General features: G+C 67.3%; 15 protein-coding genes. 8 read left to right on the top strand and 7 right to left on the bottom strand.

Annotation, left to right across the window (positions count from 1 at the left end; all coding sequences use genetic code 11):
* The first annotated feature begins 58 nt into the window (after positions 1-58).
* Both A7W11_RS28965 and A7W11_RS03600 read left to right on the top strand, forming a co-directional pair.
* On the top strand, positions 59-190 hold the full coding sequence (locus tag A7W11_RS28965) for a hypothetical protein (RefSeq protein ID WP_268874724.1): 132 nt from the start codon (positions 59-61) through the stop codon (positions 188-190).
* The gene (locus A7W11_RS03600) at positions 183-500 is read left to right on the top strand and encodes a hypothetical protein (RefSeq protein ID WP_066408205.1); all 318 of its coding nucleotides are present in this window, start codon (positions 183-185) and stop codon (positions 498-500) included. Before A7W11_RS28965 ends, A7W11_RS03600 begins: the two co-directional genes overlap by 8 nt.
* Before the next feature lie 472 nt (positions 501-972).
* On the opposite strand, the gene ggt is transcribed toward A7W11_RS03600, so the two are convergent.
* Complete coding sequence (gene ggt / locus A7W11_RS03595) at positions 973-2,715, bottom strand: gamma-glutamyltransferase (protein WP_066408203.1); 1,743 nt, start codon at positions 2,713-2,715, stop codon at positions 973-975.
* Positions 2,716-2,855: 140 nt separating this feature from the next.
* Between ggt and A7W11_RS03590 the strand changes: the two genes are divergently transcribed.
* Positions 2,856-4,436 carry a hypothetical protein gene (locus A7W11_RS03590; RefSeq protein ID WP_066408199.1) on the top strand — a complete coding sequence of 527 codons (1,581 nt, stop codon included), beginning with the start codon at positions 2,856-2,858 and terminating at the stop codon, positions 4,434-4,436.
* 26 nt (positions 4,437-4,462) lie between these two features.
* Here the strand turns inward: A7W11_RS03590 and A7W11_RS03585 are convergent, their stop codons facing one another.
* Positions 4,463-5,614: a GGDEF domain-containing protein gene (locus tag A7W11_RS03585; RefSeq protein WP_066408196.1), complete on the bottom strand. Its 1,152-nt coding sequence runs from the start codon at positions 5,612-5,614 to the stop codon at positions 4,463-4,465.
* 147 nt (positions 5,615-5,761) lie between these two features.
* Positions 5,762-7,183, bottom strand: a complete 1,422-nt coding sequence (locus A7W11_RS03580; protein WP_235816790.1) for a 3-deoxy-D-arabino-heptulosonate 7-phosphate synthase — start codon at positions 7,181-7,183, stop codon at positions 5,762-5,764.
* Between the two features lie 124 nt (positions 7,184-7,307).
* Between A7W11_RS03580 and A7W11_RS03575 the strand changes: the two genes are divergently transcribed.
* Positions 7,308-9,779 (top strand): YwqG family protein, encoded by a 2,472-nt coding sequence (locus A7W11_RS03575; RefSeq protein ID WP_082887062.1) that lies wholly within the window; start codon positions 7,308-7,310, stop codon positions 9,777-9,779.
* A gap of 22 nt (positions 9,780-9,801) precedes the next feature.
* Here A7W11_RS03575 and A7W11_RS03570 read toward each other — a convergent pair whose 3' ends face one another.
* Positions 9,802-10,377: a hypothetical protein gene (locus A7W11_RS03570; protein WP_156522985.1), complete on the bottom strand. Its 576-nt coding sequence runs from the start codon at positions 10,375-10,377 to the stop codon at positions 9,802-9,804.
* Between the two features lie 168 nt (positions 10,378-10,545).
* Between A7W11_RS03570 and A7W11_RS03565 the strand changes: the two genes are divergently transcribed.
* Entirely contained in the window at positions 10,546-11,334 is a 789-nt protein-coding gene (locus A7W11_RS03565) for an SDR family NAD(P)-dependent oxidoreductase (protein ID WP_066408190.1), read from the top strand.
* 56 nt (positions 11,335-11,390) lie between these two features.
* Here A7W11_RS03565 and A7W11_RS03560 read toward each other — a convergent pair whose 3' ends face one another.
* On the bottom strand, positions 11,391-12,266 hold the full coding sequence (locus tag A7W11_RS03560) for a LysR family transcriptional regulator (RefSeq protein WP_066408188.1): 876 nt from the start codon (positions 12,264-12,266) through the stop codon (positions 11,391-11,393).
* Positions 12,267-12,420: 154 nt separating this feature from the next.
* On the opposite strand from A7W11_RS03560, the gene A7W11_RS03555 reads away from it, so the two are divergent.
* Together A7W11_RS03555 and A7W11_RS03550 are read left to right on the top strand one after the other, a co-directional pair.
* Positions 12,421-13,413: a Bug family tripartite tricarboxylate transporter substrate binding protein gene (locus A7W11_RS03555; protein ID WP_066408185.1), complete on the top strand. Its 993-nt coding sequence runs from the start codon at positions 12,421-12,423 to the stop codon at positions 13,411-13,413.
* A gap of 22 nt (positions 13,414-13,435) precedes the next feature.
* Positions 13,436-14,671 (top strand): alpha-hydroxy acid oxidase, encoded by a 1,236-nt coding sequence (locus A7W11_RS03550; RefSeq protein WP_066408182.1) that lies wholly within the window; start codon positions 13,436-13,438, stop codon positions 14,669-14,671.
* Positions 14,672-14,684: 13 nt separating this feature from the next.
* On the opposite strand, the gene A7W11_RS27250 is transcribed toward A7W11_RS03550, so the two are convergent.
* Complete coding sequence (locus A7W11_RS27250) at positions 14,685-14,921, bottom strand: helix-turn-helix domain-containing transcriptional regulator (RefSeq protein WP_412778694.1); 237 nt, start codon at positions 14,919-14,921, stop codon at positions 14,685-14,687.
* A 157-nt stretch (positions 14,922-15,078) separates the two neighbouring features.
* Positions 15,079-16,068 (bottom strand): tripartite tricarboxylate transporter substrate binding protein BugE, encoded by a 990-nt coding sequence (locus A7W11_RS03545; protein ID WP_066408177.1) that lies wholly within the window; start codon positions 16,066-16,068, stop codon positions 15,079-15,081.
* Between the two features lie 188 nt (positions 16,069-16,256).
* Here A7W11_RS03545 and A7W11_RS03540 point away from each other — a divergent pair, with 188 nt between their 5' ends.
* Entirely contained in the window at positions 16,257-17,150 is an 894-nt protein-coding gene (locus tag A7W11_RS03540; RefSeq protein ID WP_082887060.1) for an AEC family transporter, read from the top strand.
* The last annotated feature ends 8 nt before the right edge of the window (positions 17,151-17,158 follow it).

Here is a 17,158-nt window from a genome sequence, read left to right as displayed (position 1 = left end):
GTCCGGTCCTCACGCCGCATCGTCAGACTGCGATGCATCTCAACGGGAGGATCGGACCATGAAATATCTCTTCAAGACTTTCGTCATCACCGGCGCCACGCTGATGTGCGGCGCGGCGCTGGGCTTGCTGCGACTCGGTGAAATGGTGGATGCGCCGAACCGGGCCAAGCCGGACTCGGGCCATGAATAACGCCCTCGACAGTCTGTGGGACCTGGTCGGCGAACCGACTCACCTGCTGGCCCTGACGTGGATGATCGCCGCCTGCCCCGCGACCGCCCTGCTCGCGCCCGCCGCCTGGGTACGCGGGCTGCTGCTGTGGGTCCTGGCGGCGCCCGTGCTGGCCTGGGCGGCGTTTCCCAGCGCGTGGTTCGACACGCACGACGAGGCGGCGGTCATGGGCGGTTTGCTGGTCGCCGTCTTCATCGGTTCGTATGTCCTGCCGTCCCTGCTCATCCTGGCATGCCGGCTGAAGCGCGCGTCAGGCGTCCCCATGACGTGACGGAATCCGGGCACGCCCGGCCATGCCTCATGCGTCCCCGACTCGGACGTCCGGCGGCCCGCCCGGCCGATTCGACAAGAAGATCCGTCATGCACCTCATCCACCGGCCATTCTCTTCATTCCATCCTCATAAGTCCTTGGCACACTACGCCCGCACCCATTTCGAGGAGCCCCTGATCATGAAACAAGCCCTGACGATGATGCCCTGGGGATTGCTGACGGGATTGGCCGCCGCTGCCTTGCTGGCCCTGGCCGCCAGCACCGGCACGCTGGTCGGCGCCTGGAGCGAGGCCCGCGTCGACACCCGCATCGAAAACTACGCCATGCCGTCCGCCGAGCCCGCGGCCATCGTGGCGGCCGCCCGGCAGGCCGCCGGGCTCGACCCCGCCGAGCCCTCGCTGGGCGACGGCTCGCGCCGCACCCGCCCCATGCTGGCGTCGGCGGATCCGCTGCCGGTCCTCTGGTACGGCGCTCAATCCCCCAGCGCCAGCCCTTCCCTGCGCGGGTCCGCGCCACCGGACAGCCCCGACGGCCCGATCACGATTCCCTGCAACCCGCTGGGAAATTCCTCTTCCCTGACCTCGTGCCCCAGTTTCTTCAGCGCGGGCGCCAGCTTCGCCAACGACGTGCCGCGCTCCAGTTCGGTGGCGCGGTTGCGGCTGCCCATGTTGGGCAACGCGATGGCTTCCTGAATATCCAGGTTCCAGTCCAGCACGCCCACCAGCGTCTTGGCCACGTAGTTGATGATGGCGCTGCCGCCCGGCGACCCCACCGCAAGATAGGGCTTGCCGGCGCGGAACACGATCATCGGCGCCATGGCGCTGCGCGGCCGCTTGCCCGGTTCGACGCGGTTGGCCACCAGCCGTCCCTCGGCATCGCGGTACGACGACGAGAAGTCCGTCATCTCGTTGTTCAGCAGAAAACCATGCACCAGGATCTTGCTGCCGAAGGCGGACTCGATGGTCGAGGTCATCGACACCACGTTGCCCTGGGCGTCCACAGCTGAAATGTGCGTGGTCGACGGCACCTCGAAGGCATCGTCGCGCGCGCGGGCCTGCAGCAGGCCGGCGGGATCCCCCGGCAACGCGGTCCCCATGCTGCGGTCCGGGCGAATCAGCGCGCCGCGCGCCTTCAGGTAACGCGGATCCAGCAGCGCCGACACCGGCACGTCGACGAAGGCGGGATCGCCCACGTAGAAATCGCGGTCGGCATAGGCCAGCCGGCCGGCTTCCGAGAAATAGTGCACCGCCTGCGCGGTATCCGGCTTCATGCGGCCCATGGGGTGCTGCTGCAGCGCGCCCAGCATCTGCAGCACGGCCAGCGGACCGCTGCTGGGCGGCGGCGGACCGCACAGCAGATAGGCGCGATAGCGCCCGCACACAGGCATGCGCACCTGCGCGCGATACCCTGCCAGGTCGGCCTCGGTCAGGTCGCCCGGCTTGGCGTGGCCTTGCACCGCCGCCACGATGTCGCGCGCGATGCCGCCGTGATAGAACGCGTCGGGCCCTTCCTCGGCCACCCGGCGCAGCACCCACGCCAGCTCGGGATTCTTCAGTACATGGCCCACGGGCCACGCCTGCCCATCGGGCGCGTAGAAATAGCGCGCCGCCTCGGGCTGCCGGGCCAGTTCCGGCGTGTTCGCCAGCAATGCATGCAGGCGCGGCGATACGGCAAACCCCCGCGACGCCACCTGGATGGCTGGCTCGAACAACGTCTTCCACGGCAGCCTGCCGTGCTGCCGGTGGGCCAGCTCCAGGCCGCGCAACAGGCCCGGCGTGCCCACCGAACGGCCATTGTTCACGGCCTCCTTGAACGGAATCGGCTTGCCGTCCGCCAGGAAACGGTCCGCGCGCGCGGCCGCCGGCGCCGTCTCGCGGCTGTCGTACACCTGAACCGCGCCGCCCTCGGCTTCGTAATGCACCATGAACGCGCCGCCCCCCAGGCCGGACGACTGCGGCTCGACCACCGCCAGCACCAATTGCGTGGCGATCACGGCGTCGGTAGCGCTGCCGCCCTGCTTCAGGATGCCGTAGCCGGCCTGCGTCGCCAGCGGATTGGCGGAGGCCAGCATGAAGTGGCGTGCATGCGCCAGCGGCTTGTCGGCATAGCCGGTGGCGGCTTCGGGATTGGTGTCCTGCGTGGCCGGCTGGGACTGTGCGGGCGCCAGGCACAGCGTGCAGGCCAGCAGCACGGCCAGGCGGGCGAGATTGTGCATGGGGTCGCCTTATGGAGATCTCGGTCACCGGGTAGCATAAACGCCGCAGATCAACGAGGTGCAGGACCGCCCCATGCTTTACGGCGCCATTCAGACAGCCTGGGATATGCTGCTGGCCAAAGCAGAACAGCGAGACAGGCATGGCGGTAACCGATACGGCGCTCGAATGGTGGGACAGGCTTTGCACGCAGGCCGGCCTGGAGCTGCGCACGGGCAGGAACAAGCCCGGCCGGGATGCCGACCTGGAAGACGCGCTGCGGATGCATCTGGTGACGGAGTGGTCTCCCACGCCCCGGAAAGGCGACATCAGACTGCGCGATCTGCTGCGCACGGACGCCAAGGCCAGCGCACCGCAGGTCACGGTTTCTCATTTTCTGGAAACCGTGCGGACGCATCTGCGGGACTTTGCCTGCATGCTGGCGGATATTCTGGACACGCAGGCCTGCGCGCAAACCCACCGAGGCGCCGACACACTGCGTCTGGCGCTGCGGCTTCAGGACGATACCGTCGCCCTGCATACGCGGGCCCAGCTTCAGGAGCAGATGGATGCGGTCCGGCAGGCGCTGGACACACGCATCGCCCCAGCCGATCCGCGCACGCTCGCGGCATGGATCAACGAGATCGGCGGCCGCCTGATCGGCGTGCTGACGCTGCCGCTGTGGAAAGCGCGGCATGTGCTCTACCCGGTGTGGACGGGCACACGCCTGCTGCGCGCCGCGCGCGAGCATGCTGACCGCTTCCATTTCCACACCCAAGGCGACACGCTGCCCTTCACACCTGGCGGCAAGCGGCTGGCCACCTACGAGTACGACGGCGAACAGTTCGACATCTGGATCGAACTGCGGTCCGCCCTGCTGCGCGGCCAGGGCAAACGCAAGCGAGGCAGGTATCCGGATTTCCGGGTCGTGCGGGCCACGCTGAACGGCAACCACAATGACGCGACGCGCTTCGTCCTGGAATGCCAGCACCGGCACGAGTGCGACTCGGCCAATGCGATACGAGCCATCGGGGATTACACGCAGGCCTGTCCTGACACCGATATTCTGCTGGTGTACCCCCGGCCAGCCATCGCTGTCGATATGATCGCCCGGGCGTTCGCCTCGAGGGCGGACCACTTCCGTATCATCACCCATGCGACGGCCGGCCGCGAACGCCAGCATCCCGCACTGCATGACAGCATCCGTGACATCCTGTTCAACGGTGCACGGAACAAGGCCGTGCCATCGCCAGCCTTCACCGCCATCGAGACGCCACCGCCCCTGCCCACAGCCGCGCCGCAGGTCCCCAACGCCCTGCGGCAGGACCTGGCCGCCACTGTCCTGCTGGAATGGACCGATGCGCTGCAGGACGTCGACCTGCGCCTGGTCCTGATCAACGACGGCAAGAACCCTCAGACCGTGGCGTATGACCACACCGGCAGCCTGGCCGAGGCGCCGTATGCGCAGTTGATGCAGGATGTCGTGACCGGGCCGGGCCAGGAAGTGATCGAGATTTCGCGCTGGGGCGACGCCAGCTATCTGATCAGCGTGCGCAATTTCTCGCAGACCGGGGCACTGTCCACGGCCACGGTCGCCTGCCGGATTCGGATCCAGGGCGGCACTACCTGGGTACTCAAGCCCAGCCATCCGCGCGACTACGAATGGACCGTGGGGACGATCACCGTAGTGGGCGACGAAATCCACATGGCGCCCTACGCGGGCGAAACCGTATTGAGTTCCTGAGCCCCGTGGCGAAGCCTCTGAAGCCGTCAGGCAGCCTCTTCCAGGCGATTGCCACCCAGCGATTTCGCCCGGTATAGCGCCTGGTCGGCCGCGGACAGGCCTTCGGGCAGCGTGGGCAGGTTTTCCTGGTGGCACGACATGCCGATGCTGACCGTCGTGGCAATGGCCAGGCCGTCGATACGCTGCGCGATCGTCTCGGGCAAGCGCCGGGCGATCGTCTCGCCCAGTTGCCGGGCCCGGCGGGCATCGTCGCCCACCAGCAATGCGGCGAACTCTTCCCCGCCGATGCGCGCCAGCAAGGTCTGCGGCCCGAGTACGTCGCGGGCGACTTCAGCAAAAGTCTTCAACACCCTGTCGCCCGTCGAATGGCCATACGCGTCGTTGATGGCCTTGAACTGGTCCAGGTCGAACGCCAGCAGCGCGATCGGCCCGCGCCCGGCACAGGCGTGCAGCCGACGTGGTCCTTCTTCGAAAAACCAGCGGCGGTTGCCCAGGCGGGTCAGGTAGTCGGTCAGGGACTCCTGCAGCAGTTGGCCGTGCGTCTCGTCCCGGATCACCTTCAGGAGCGCCATGGGCAAGGCCACCGAATACAGCACGCCCTCGTAGATCGTGAGCTTGCTGGCGATGGCCTGCACCGCCGGTCCGCCATGCGCCACGAACCAGGGCAGGAGCGTGGCCCGGCCCGCATACAACAGCGTGTGGATGCCGGCGGCCGCCACCACGATGTGCCGCGCGGGAAAGGCTTTCATCGCCTGGCAGCGCCACATCGCCCATGCCGTCATGCCGCTGACCAGCGCAATCGGCACCGCACTGTAGTAACTCCAGCCTGCCGCCTCGCCCTCGGCCCCCGCAATCGTCCACATGATGGCCGCGCCGATGAGGATGAAGGCGGAGAACGCGCGGTAACGCTGGCCGCTGAACGAACCGACGCCCGCCAGCACCAGCAGATAGCCGGACAGGATGATGAGATTGCCGATGGCCGAACCCAGCGGGCTGGGCAGGCTGCCCCGGTACAGCACGGCGACACACCCCAACGCCAATGTCCCGAACCCGACCGCCAGCCGCTTCAGCGTCGTGGCGCGCTTGGGATTGGCCCGATGCTCCCAGAAAAGCAGGCCCGCGCTGACAGCCAGCGTTCCGGTAGCAAGGAGGTAAAGGGTGAGCAGATCCACGTACATCCCGGACGTTTTGGTGCTGCGGTGGGACTTCGCAACAGCGGCAAAATTCTACGTTGAAAGCTTGCCAACAAAATGAAGCCAATTATTACAGCGATTGATGGCTACGCCCATCGCTGGATGGGACTTGGCCGCATATTTATGCTCAATTCATTGTGACAATTTAGTGACGATCTTTCCGGACCGGAATCCCTGGATGGCCGCGTGGAGGTCATCCGGGTGCACCATCAAGTTTCGTACCTGCTCCAGGGCCGGATACTGGTGGAACACGCCCGCCCAATGCGCAGAGACCGGCAGTTGGTCCCAGATCGCCGCCAGCGGCGCCGGATCCACCGGCTGGCCCGGCGTCATCGCCGCGGCCACCTCCAGGCTGGGTGGCGCGCACAGCAGTTGCATGCGGCTGGCGGCGCCCAACAGCCGGGGAGCCGGCTCCACCGGCGCCTCGCAGCAATACAGCACCTGCCGCGCCACTTCCGCCGGTTCCGTGCGCAGCGCGGCCAGCGATGCGCCGCGCAGAAGCACCCGGCCTTCCCGGGTCTCGAACGTATAGGCGATGGCCGCATCGGCATGCGCCAGCAGGCGCAGCCCGCGCACCAGCCGGGGCAGATCGGTGGGCGCGGCATCCGCCGACGCCTTGGCCTCGGCCAGCAGGCAGACGTCCCACAGCGCCGTATCGCCCTGCATGCCTGCATGCCGCAACAGCACCACGTCCCATTCGGTCTTGGCGCGCTCGTGGCTGGCGGGAATCGACGCCGGCACGCGCATGGAGGTCACCACGCGATACGACGCTTGCAAGCCCGCCTCGCGGTCCAGCCGTCCGGCCAGCGCCTGCATGGCGCGCGCCGTGGCGGCCTCGACCGCGTCGCCACGCCGCCGTGACGCCAGGCCTTCCGCGACCGCGGCCTCGCTGCCCGGCCGAGGCCCGCTGCGCGCGCCCAGTGCCAGATACTCGCGCACGTCGGCCTCGGCGGTCAGCGCATCCTGGCGCCGCAGATGGTCCAAAGCCGGCGTATCCAGCAGGCGATCCAGGCCGGGCAAGACCTCGCCCGGCACGTCCGGCAAGCCGGCCAGATGCCGAGCGGCCTCCCGCACGCCGTCCCACCGGCGCTGCGCCAACGCCCCTTGCAGGGCACGCAAGCCCTCGCGCATCGGACCGGGCGGCAGGCGCTCCAGCTTGGCGGGGTGGGCGATCGCGTTGACCATGGCATGGACAGCGCGGCGATCCGCCTCGGCCTGGGCGGCCAGCAGGGCATATTCACGCACCGGCACGGACCGATGCCGCAACGCCATGGCCTGGACGCCGGGATCGCCCTGTTCCGCGCGCATCGCCTCCTGGATCAGGCGCGCCAGCGCCTGCGTGAACGTCTGTTTCAGCGCGGCATCCGGCGCCTGGCCGCGTTCGTGGTCCCGCCGTGCCTGCTCGATCGATAGCGCGATGACGGCGGCGGGATGGCCATCGTGCAGACGTGCCGGGGCCTCATCCAACGCCGGCAGGCGGTAACGGCGCGCGACATTGCGCAGGATCTGTTCGAGCAGGGGCGATACGGGCATCAGGCCGGAAGGTCGGGGCACGAAACGCGAGACCGCAAGATTGTCTCCCAAGACCGTGCCGCGCCGCCGTTTCGGTACAGGTGCTTTCATTTATTGCAGACCCTCGCTGCTATCCTTGGCCGTCCTTTTTTCCGCCGGCCTTTCCATGCGCAATGTCAAGACCGAAACCTTTTCCCTGGACATCCCCGACGTCTTCGAAGCCGTCCGTCCCATGTGGGAAAGCATCCGCGCCGAGCACGAGACCGGCGACGACACCGTGATGATCAGCGCCGGCCTGGCCGACCAGACCCACCTGCGCAAGCATCCCGGCGCCACCCTGATCGACCGTTTCCGCGCGTTCTGCGCGGACCGCCGCGGCCCGGCGACCTTCACCAGCGACAGGCCCATACAGGTCGGCGATCACGCCGGCCACGTCATCACGGCCAACGCCGAGACCGGCTATGCCTTCTACTTCGCCATCGTGCCGATCGAGGGCGGCTACCACTACGAACTGACGGGCGATTGCCTGGTCAGCCAGCAGGACACCTATTTCCCGCTGTTCGAACAGACGCTGCTGACGCTGCGCTGCTTCGGCGATCCCGTTCCCGCGTTGGCCGCCCAGCGGCGCGCCATCGACGCGATGTTCGCGGACGACGACGAGGAAGAAGACGAGGACGACATCGTCGCCGAGCTCGCCCCGCCGTTCGAGATTCCGCAGGATGGCCAGGACTATCTGTTCGTGGACGCCACGCGCTTCGACATCCTGGCGGACACGGCTTGCAGCGTGCACACCTACAGCGACACCGGGGATGGCCTGACCCTCGACCTGAAGGCCCGCGCCATCGGCTACGACGCCCAGGCCTGCGCGCACATCCTGAACGACTATCAGGACGGCGAGGTGTACCTGCGCTTCACCATGAAGGGCATCTACCATCCCGACGCCCCCACCGGCCGCTACGCCATCGTGAACGACAGCGAAGCCTCCTATACGGTGTCGGTATGGAAAGGCGGCTTCCACTACAGCCTGTCGCTGCACGGCGAACTGGTGCTGAAAGACGGCTGGGCGGGTTTCAGCGGCTATTTCCAGGGCTTTTCGTCCGACAAGCGCTATCCCGTGGGATTCGGCCTGCGCCTGCCGGTGGCGGACATCGACTGGTCGCACTACGCATTCGGGTCGCTGGAGGAATTGCTGCGCGCCCCCGCGGATCTGCCGCGCCACGCGCAACTGACCGATCCCGGGCCCTTGCCTGATGCGCTGTATCGCTACCGTGCGCTGGAAACGCTGACTCTGCGCTACACCACGCCCGAAACCGCGCAGGCGCTTCCCGCCATTCCCGATGCCTTGTCCGGTCTGACTCGGTTGCGATCGCTGGCGCTGACGGGCATCGAGGCAGTGACCACGCTTGCCGATTCGCTAGGCGCGCTGACGGAACTGCAATGGCTGTTCATCACAGGCTCGCGAGCCGCCAAGGTGCCGGACGGACTGCTGGCGCTGCCGAAACTGGTGCACTGCACGCTATCGGACAACGCCTTGCAGTCGCTGCCCGAAGCGGGCTATTCGCCGGTGCTGGGAAGCCTGTCGCTGGCGAACAATCAATTGCAGACCATTCCCGCTGCGCTGACGCAGTTGCCCAACCTGCGCACGCTCGATCTTCAATCCAACCCCTTGTCTTCGCTGCCCGAGGGGCTGGAGCGCATCGAGAACCTGCAGCTGGAGCTGGAGAAGAAGCTCGCGCTGCTGGACTACGAGTACCGCGGCGCGGACGGCGGCGGCACCGTGCCGGTGGACGAAGCGATCTTCCTGGCGCGCAACGACAGGGCATCGAAAGCCATGCTTGATGAAGCGCTGGCGGGCCCGCAATGGCAGGCCTATCGGACGGGGCTCGATGCCATTGCCCTGCATGCCGTGGCCCTGTGCACCACCGATCCCGACGACTATGGCACGCCGGGCAACACCCGTTTCGGCGGCTTGCCCGATCTGCCCGCCGGCATGGACTATCCCACGCTGACGACCTATCAAGGGGAAACCAAGGGCTGGCAGTTCATCGCCCAACTGGACTGCGCGGCCCTGGCGCCCTACCAGGACTATCTGCCGCGCACGGGCACCCTGTACTTCTTCATCGATGACCAGGAAAGCGTCGGCGCGCGCGTGTTGTTCCACGAAGGTCCGGCCTCGGCGCTGCGTAGCGCCGCAGGGCTGGACATCGCCGAGGATTTCATCGGCGACGAACGCGGCATCTACCGGCCTTATCGCGCGCAGGCCGCCCGGCAGGCCAGCGTGCCGCATTTCTATTCGGACGAGGGTTACTGCACCGGCGAGGCGGAACCGCTGGAGCCATTGCACGAACTGTTCGACCAGACGGAGGCGCTGCGGGAATCGCTGTCCCAGGCGTGCGACGTGACGCCCGCGCACGCGATCAACAGCTACGTCTTCAAGCAGCACGACACCCCGCAGATCGAGGCCGCCCACAGGCTGCGCGGCCGGCCCGAAGACTTCATGGTGCTGCTGCGCGTCTCGTCGGATGAGCGGCCCGGATTCTGCTTCTGGGATGCGGGCGAGATCTACTTCGTGATCCACAAGAGCGATCTGGCGAAGCGGGATTTTTCCAACGTCCACTGCGGACTGGAAAGCAGCTGACACGCGCCGCGCCGGCGCGGACTCAGTCTTCCCAATGGAACAAGGCGTCGAACCGCGTGTAGGCGCCGTTGTCCAGCATCGTGGGCACCTGCGTGCCCGTGGGCAGCGGCACGTCCAACTGCTGGCGCGACAGGCGCGTCAGCCCTTGCGCTTCCAGCACGCCCTGCACCTGCGCGGCCAGTTCCCGCACCGCATCCGTCCTCAACTGGTCCACTTTGCTGCCGCTGGGCAGATAGCCGCTGCCGCCCTGCCGGTGCCAGGACTTCTCGCCTTCGATGAACACGAACACGGGCGCCATCCGGCATAGCAGCACGGCCAGCCCCGTGTAGCGGAATTCTTTGCGCAGGCTCAGCCGCTTGAAGGGCGGCAGACGGAATCCCGGCTCGTCGCGATAGAACCAGGCGTCCACGAACGAGGCGTAGCCCGATCCATAGTGATCCCACTCGATGCGCGACAGCGTGCGGGTTTCGCGTTCGATCCGTGAACAGACGAGGCGATAGAACGCATCGATGGCTTCTTCATCGCGCTCGGCCCAGGGCGGGCGTTCATCGGCCGGCTGGCCCTGCAGCAATGCGTCGAAACTGGAATCGGACATCATCGTCATAGACCTTATCGCTGACATCGGCATGAAGACCGGACGCCCCGCGCCAACAACCCCACGGCGCGTCCTGATATAGCCACAGCTTAAACCCTGCATCCGCTATCCTGACCCGAACCGTGCGCACAACGCCCGGCTCCCTTCACCCATCTCCCTGGAGCACCACCCATGGACATGCATCTGAAAGACAAGCTCGCCCTGGTCACCGGCTCGACCAAGGGCATCGGCCACGCCATCGCCGTGGGCCTGGCCCGCGAAGGCGCGCGCGTCATCGTCAACGGCCGTTCGCAGCCTTCGGTCGACGCCGCGCTGCAAACCCTGTTCAAGGCCGTCCCCGGCGCGCAGGCCGAGGGCCATGCCGGCGACCTGTCCGACCCCACGCAGGTTGCCGCGCTGGTGGCCAAGTACCCCGAGGTCGACGTGCTGGTGAACAACCTGGGCATCTTCGACCCCAAGCCCTTCGAGGACATCCCCGATGAGGACTGGCAGCACTTCTTCGACACCAACGTGATGTCGGGCGTACGCCTGACGCGCGCCTACCTGCCGAAGATGAAGGCGAAGAACTGGGGCCGCGTGGTGTTCATCAGCAGCGAGAGCGGCGTGCAGATCCCCGTCGAGATGATCCACTACGGCGTCACCAAGAGCGCGCAGATCAGCCTGGCGCGCGGCCTGGCCGAAAGCTGCGCCGGCACCCGCGTCACGGTCAACTCGGTGCTGCCCGGCCCCACGCAGTCCGAAGGCGTGATGGACTTCGTCGACAAGCTGTCGGGCGGCAAGCCGTTCGAGGCCTTCCAGCAGGAGTTCTTCGAGACGGCCCGCCCGTCGTCGCTGCTCAAGCGATTCATCACCCCCGAGGAAATCGCCAACATGGTGGTGTACGTGTGCTCGGAAGCCGCGGCAGCCACCAACGGCGCGGCGCTGCGCGCCGACGGCGGCGTGATCCGCTCGGCGTTCTGATCCTTCCTGCGCAGGCGCGCGCCGTACAGGCCGCGGGCAATCTGCCCGCGGCCTTCTTATTTCTGCGCCGTGGCCGCGACTATCATCTCGCGGAACAGCCGCGCGTACGGCGACTGCGCGGGCCACAGCATGCCCAGCTTGCGCTCCAGCTTGTTGCGCGGCAAGGGCAGCACCGCCACGTTCCTGGGCACGGCCTCGGGCCGGAAGCAGTTGGGCACCAGCGAAACGCCCAGGCCCTGGCCCACCAGCATCAGGATGCCGTCGGGGGCATCCATCTCGAAGCGTTCCTGAGGCCGCAGGCCGCGCTGCTGCAGGTACTGGTCGGCCAGTGAGCCGCCCCAGGTGCGGCGGTCGTAGCGGATGAAGGGCTGCATGGCCAGCAGGCGGTCCACGTCGGCCTTGCGCCCGCGCACCAGCAAGGCCGGGGCCAGCAGCACCAGCGGCTCGACGCGCAGCGTCTGCCACGCGAACGACTTGGGCAGCCGGAACGGCGGTTCGACCACCAGCGCCGCGTCGACCTTGCCCGCGGTCACCTCGTGGTACAGCTCGTGCGACACGCCGATCTCCAGCACGGCGTCCAGCCGGGGATAGGTCTCGGCCACGTACTTCAGCAGATCGGGCATGACGTTGGTGAGCGCCGTGCGGATGGTGCCGATACGCAGGCCGCCCGGAAAGCCCTCGGTCGACACGGCGGCCTTCAGTTCATACAGCTCGCGCTGGAAGCGGCGCGCGCGGTCCAGCAGGCGCGCCCCACCCTCGGTGATGCGCACGAAACGCCCCGAGCGCGTGAACAGCGGCACGCCGAACTCGCGCTCCAGCGCGCGCAGGCGCTGCGCCAGCGCCGTGGGCGTGACGTTGCTGCGCCGCGCGGCCTCGGCCATCGAGCCGCATTCGGCCACCATCACGAAGGTATCGAGAAAGCGCGTATCCATGAATCAATAAAAAATTCAGTTTGAAAGCTCAAAAACGAAATTGTGCTTCAGTCATACCGAATCCACAATGCAGTCAGCCCGCGATACGCAGAACAACAGGCGGAGACCCTCATCCGCCCCGGCTGGCACACACCTATTCCAACAGGAGACACGCATGACCATGATCGATCCCCTACGCCGACGCACCCTTTCCGCCCTGCTGGCGGGTGGCCTGGCCACCCTGGCCGGCGGCGCCTGGGCGCAGGACGCCTACCCCAGCCGCTCCACCACCCTGATGGTGGGCTTCTCCGCGGGCGGCGCGGTCGACCTGGTGGCGCGCCAGCTGGGCCAGGCGCTGGGCAAGCAGTTCGACCAGCCCTACGTGATCGAGAACCGCCCGGGCGCCACCGGCACCATCGCCGCCGAGGCCACCGCGCGCGCCAAGCCGGACGGCTACACGCTGCTGCTGGGCACGCAATCGACCATGGTGGTCGCGCCCAGCATGTACCCCAACCTGCGCTTCGATCCGATCAAGGACTTCGTGCCCGTGTCGCTGGTGGCCTCGGTGCCGCTGGTGCTGGTGGTGCATCCCTCGCTGCCGCTGCACACCGTGCAGGACGTCATCCAGTACGCGAAAGACAAGAAGGGCGAACTGAGCTACGCCTCGTCGGGCCTGGGCGGCCCGCAGCACGTCTCCATGGAACTGTTCAACGCCATGGCCGGCACGAAGATGGTGCACATCCCCTACAAGGGCGAGGCCAACGCCATCACCGACGTGCTGGGCAACCAGGTGCCGTTGATGTTCAGCAACCTGCCCACGTTGCTGCCGCACATCCGCAGCGGCAAGCTGCGCGCCATCGCCGTGTCCAGCCTGCAGCGCTCGCCCAGCGCGCCCGAGATCCCCACCGTCAGCGAATCGGGCCTGCAAGGCTTCGAGGCCCTGACGTGGTTCGGCCTGTACGCGCCGGCGGGCACGCCGCAAGCGGCCGTGTCCAAGCTGGAGGCCGGTGTGAAAACCGCCCTGACCGATCCCGACCTGCGCGCCAAGATGGCCGAGCAGGGCGCCACGCTGGAGGGCCGCGACAGCGCCGCGTTCCGCCAATACATGCAAGCCGAGAGCGTCAAGTGGGGCGCTCTCATCAAGAAGTCCGGCATCAAGCCGGAATAGACCCGTAGAAGGAAATCCTCGTATGCCTCCCAGCACCGCCATGCCGAACCTGTCCGCCGCTTCCAAGCCCGTTGCCGCCCCCGCGGCCCGGCCGCCGCGGCGCCTGCGCGGCGTGCTGTCGCTGGATGACTTCGAGGCCCTGGCGCGCCGCCACCTGCCCCGCCCCGTGTACGGCTACATGAGCGCGGTGGCGGAGACGGGCGCCTCGTTCGACGACAACCGCTCGGCCTATGCCGACTATGGCTTCCGGCCCAGCGTGATGGTGGACGTGTCCAGGCGCAGCACCGCCACCACGCTGTTCGGCGAGACCTACGCCGCGCCCTTCGGTTTCTCGCCGCTGGGGCTGACCGCGCTGTCCAGTTATCGCGGCGACGTCGTCATCGCCCAGGCGGCGCGCGCCGCGCGCCTGCCGATGGTCATGAGCGGCTCGTCGCTGATCCGCCTGGAGGACGTGGCCGAACAGCATCCCGGCGCCTGGTTCCAGGCCTACCTGCCCGGCGACCGCGCCGCGCTGGAAGCGCTGATAGACCGGGTGTCGCGCACCGCCTTCAAGACCCTGGTGGTGACGGTGGACACGCCCGTGCCACCCAACAGCGAGAACACCGTGCGCATGGGTTTCTCGGCGCCGCTGCGGCCCAGCCTGGGCCTGGCCTGGCAAGGCATGACGCATCCGCGCTGGCTGTTCGGCACCTTCCTGCGCACGCTGGTCAAGCACGGCATGCTGCACTTCGAGAACAACTACGCCACGCGCGGCGCTCCTATCCTGTCCCCATCCGTGATGCGCGATTTTTCAGAACGCGGCCACCTGCACTGGGACGATCTGCGCAACATCCGCCGCCAGTGGCGCGGCCGGCTGGTGGTCAAGGGCATCCTGCGCGGTGACGATGCCCGGCGCGCGCAGGACTGCGGCGCGGACGGCATCATCGTCTCGAATCACGGCGGCCGCCAACTGGACGGCGCGGTGGCGCCGCTGCGCGCGCTGCCCGAGGTGGTGCGCGCCTGCCCCGACATCCCGGTGATGATCGACAGCGGCGTGCGGCGCGGCACCGACGTGCTGAAGGCCCTGGCGCTGGGCGCGCGCATGGCCTTCGTGGGCCGGCCTTTCGGCTACGCTGCTGCTGTCGGCGGCCTGCCCGCGCTGGAGCACGGCATCCGGCTGCTGACGCAGGAAGTGTCGCGCGACATGGCGATGCTGGGCGTGACCTCAGTAGACCAGATCAAGGCGCAGGAGCACCTGACGTTGCGGCGGCCTGAATAAAACTGGGCGGTCCTCAAGCAGCCGGAGCCTGCCCGGCACGGATAGGCTGCACGGCCAGTCGCAAGCCCATTGCCTTGAGTATGGCCGCCAGACTGCTCAAGGCGGGATTGCCCCTGGACGACAACGTGCGGTAGATCTGCGTTGGATTGAGTTGCGCATGCTCGGCAACTGCTTGAACCCCACCGAACGCCTGGGCCAACTGGCGCAATACAACAAGCAATTTCAAGCCGCGTCCGCGGCGAATCGGCATGGTCCAGGTTCGTTGTCTCGACTGCAACGAAGACCGTGGCGCTTTCATCTCTCCATTGGCAAGCCCCTTTTGCCAACCGCAAATGCAAAACGCCCCATCCGGCAAACCCGGACGGGGCGTTCTCTCGACGACGCTACCGCGTCATCGCATCGAGCGATCAGTCCAGCTTGATGTTCTGCTTCTTCACGACGTCCTTGGCCCAGTCGTACTGCGACTGGATTTCCTTGGCGAACTCTTCGGGCGTGTTGCCCGACGGGGCCGAGCCCTGGTCGTCCAGCGCCTTGATGACCTTCGGGTCCTTCAGGGCCACCACGGCGGCGTCGCGCAGCTTGTTCACGATGTCCATCGGCGTGCCCTTGGGAGCCAAGAGGCCGTACCAGACGGGCTGGTTCAGCACCGGTTGGCCAACGTCGGCGAACGTGGGCACGTCCTTGATGGAGGCGATGCGCTCGGGCCATGCGATGGCCATGGCGCGCAGCTTGCCGGCCTGGATCTGCGGCATCGACGACGGCAGGTTGTCGAACAGCACTTCGATCTGGCCGCCGACAGCGTCGGCAATGGCCGGGCCCGAGCCCTTGTACGGCACGTGCACGATGTCGGTGCCGGTAGCCATGCGGAAGGATTCACCCATCAGGTGCAGCACGCCGCAAGTGCCCGAGCTGCCATACGAGTACTTGTTGGGGTTCTTCTTCAGGACTTCGAGGAATTCCTTGAAATCCTTGGCCGGAAACTTCGGGTTGACCGCCACGACGTTGGCCGTGTTGGCAAAGTTGGTGACCGGCTGGAAGTCCTTGATCGGATCGTAGGGCAGGTCGTTGGGGCGGCAAGCCGGGTTGACGGCCATGGTGGACACCGTGGCGATCGACAGCGTGTAGCCGTCGGCGGCGGCCTTGGCGGCTTCCGCCGCACCGATGGCGCCGCCGGCGCCGCCCTTGTTCTCGACGACCATGGGCTGGCCCAGTTCCTGGCTCATGCGCGTGGTGACCAGACGGGCGATGATGTCGGTGGAGCCGCCGGGTGCAAACGGCACGATCACGCGGATCGGACGCTCGGGATAGCCGGCAGCATTGGCGACGGACGCGGCGGCGACAGCGGCGACGCCGCTGGCCAGGGCGATGGCGCGAACCAGGGTGCGGACTTTAAGCATGGGGTGTTTCCTCCTAGAATGCGGCTGCGGTCAAAAAGCCGCTTTGTGCTGAGATATATGCCGTGCGATCTTATGGGCTTGCGTCGCGGATACATGGTCCGCGGCTGCGCCTGGACGACGAAGAATAGCAGCAAATTTCCGCAGCGCACATCGCTGTTATCCCGAAAATCAACCACTTTGGCCCCTACATGTCGGTCGCTTTACTGGTCTTGCCCGATTTTCTCCTCGTAGCACTGGGTTGGGCCTTGCGCCACAGGTTGGGATACTCACGCGATTTCTTCGCCGGCACCGAACGCCTGGTTTACTTCGTGCTGTTCCCGGCGCTGTTGTTCCAGTCGGTGCTGCGCACCCCCATCTCGGCCGGCAGCGCCCTGCTGCTGCTGCAGGCCACGGCGCTGGTGATCGTGGTGGGCGTGCTGCTGGCCTGGCTGGCGCTGCCGGCCCTGCGCTGCGCGCCCATGGCCCATGCCTCGGCCGCGCAATGCGGCTACCGCTTCAACACTTATATCGGGCTGGCGCTGGCGGCCAGCCTGGGCGGCCCGCAAGGCCAATCGACCATGGCGCTGATCGTGGGCTTCGCGGTGCCGATGGCCAACGTGGCCGCGGTGTACGCGCTGGCGCGCCACGGCGGCGGCAACGTGTTCAAGGAACTGCTGCGCAATCCGCTGCTGCTGGCCACGCTGCTGGGACTGGCGTGCAACCTGGCGGGCCTGTCGCTGCCCGGCCCGGTGGATACGGTGTTCAGCCGGCTGGGAGCCGCCGCGCTGGCACTGGGCATCATCTGCGTGGGCGCCAGCCTGTCTTGGGAGGGCGGACGCGGCCAAGGGAAGCTGATCGCGTGGATGATCGTGGTCAAGCTGCTGCTGCTGCCACCGGTGGCATTGGGCGCCGCCGCACTGCTGGGGTTGCCGCCGCTGGAATCGCGCATGCTGCTGCTGTTCGCGGCCCTGCCCACGGCCTCGGCGGCCTACGTGCTGGCCATGCGCATGGGCGGCGACGGCCGCATGGTGGCCGTGCTGATCTCGCTGGGCACGCTGCTGTCGGCCGCCACCATCCCGCTCTGGCTGATGGTGGCGGGCTGACCAGGGCC

This window comes from Bordetella ansorpii (assembly GCF_900078315.1).
GTDB classification, from domain to species: Bacteria; Pseudomonadota; Gammaproteobacteria; order Burkholderiales; family Burkholderiaceae_B; genus Bordetella; species Bordetella ansorpii.
Note: the sequence above shows the minus strand (reverse complement) of the source record. Positions and strands in the feature narration are given on the sequence as shown.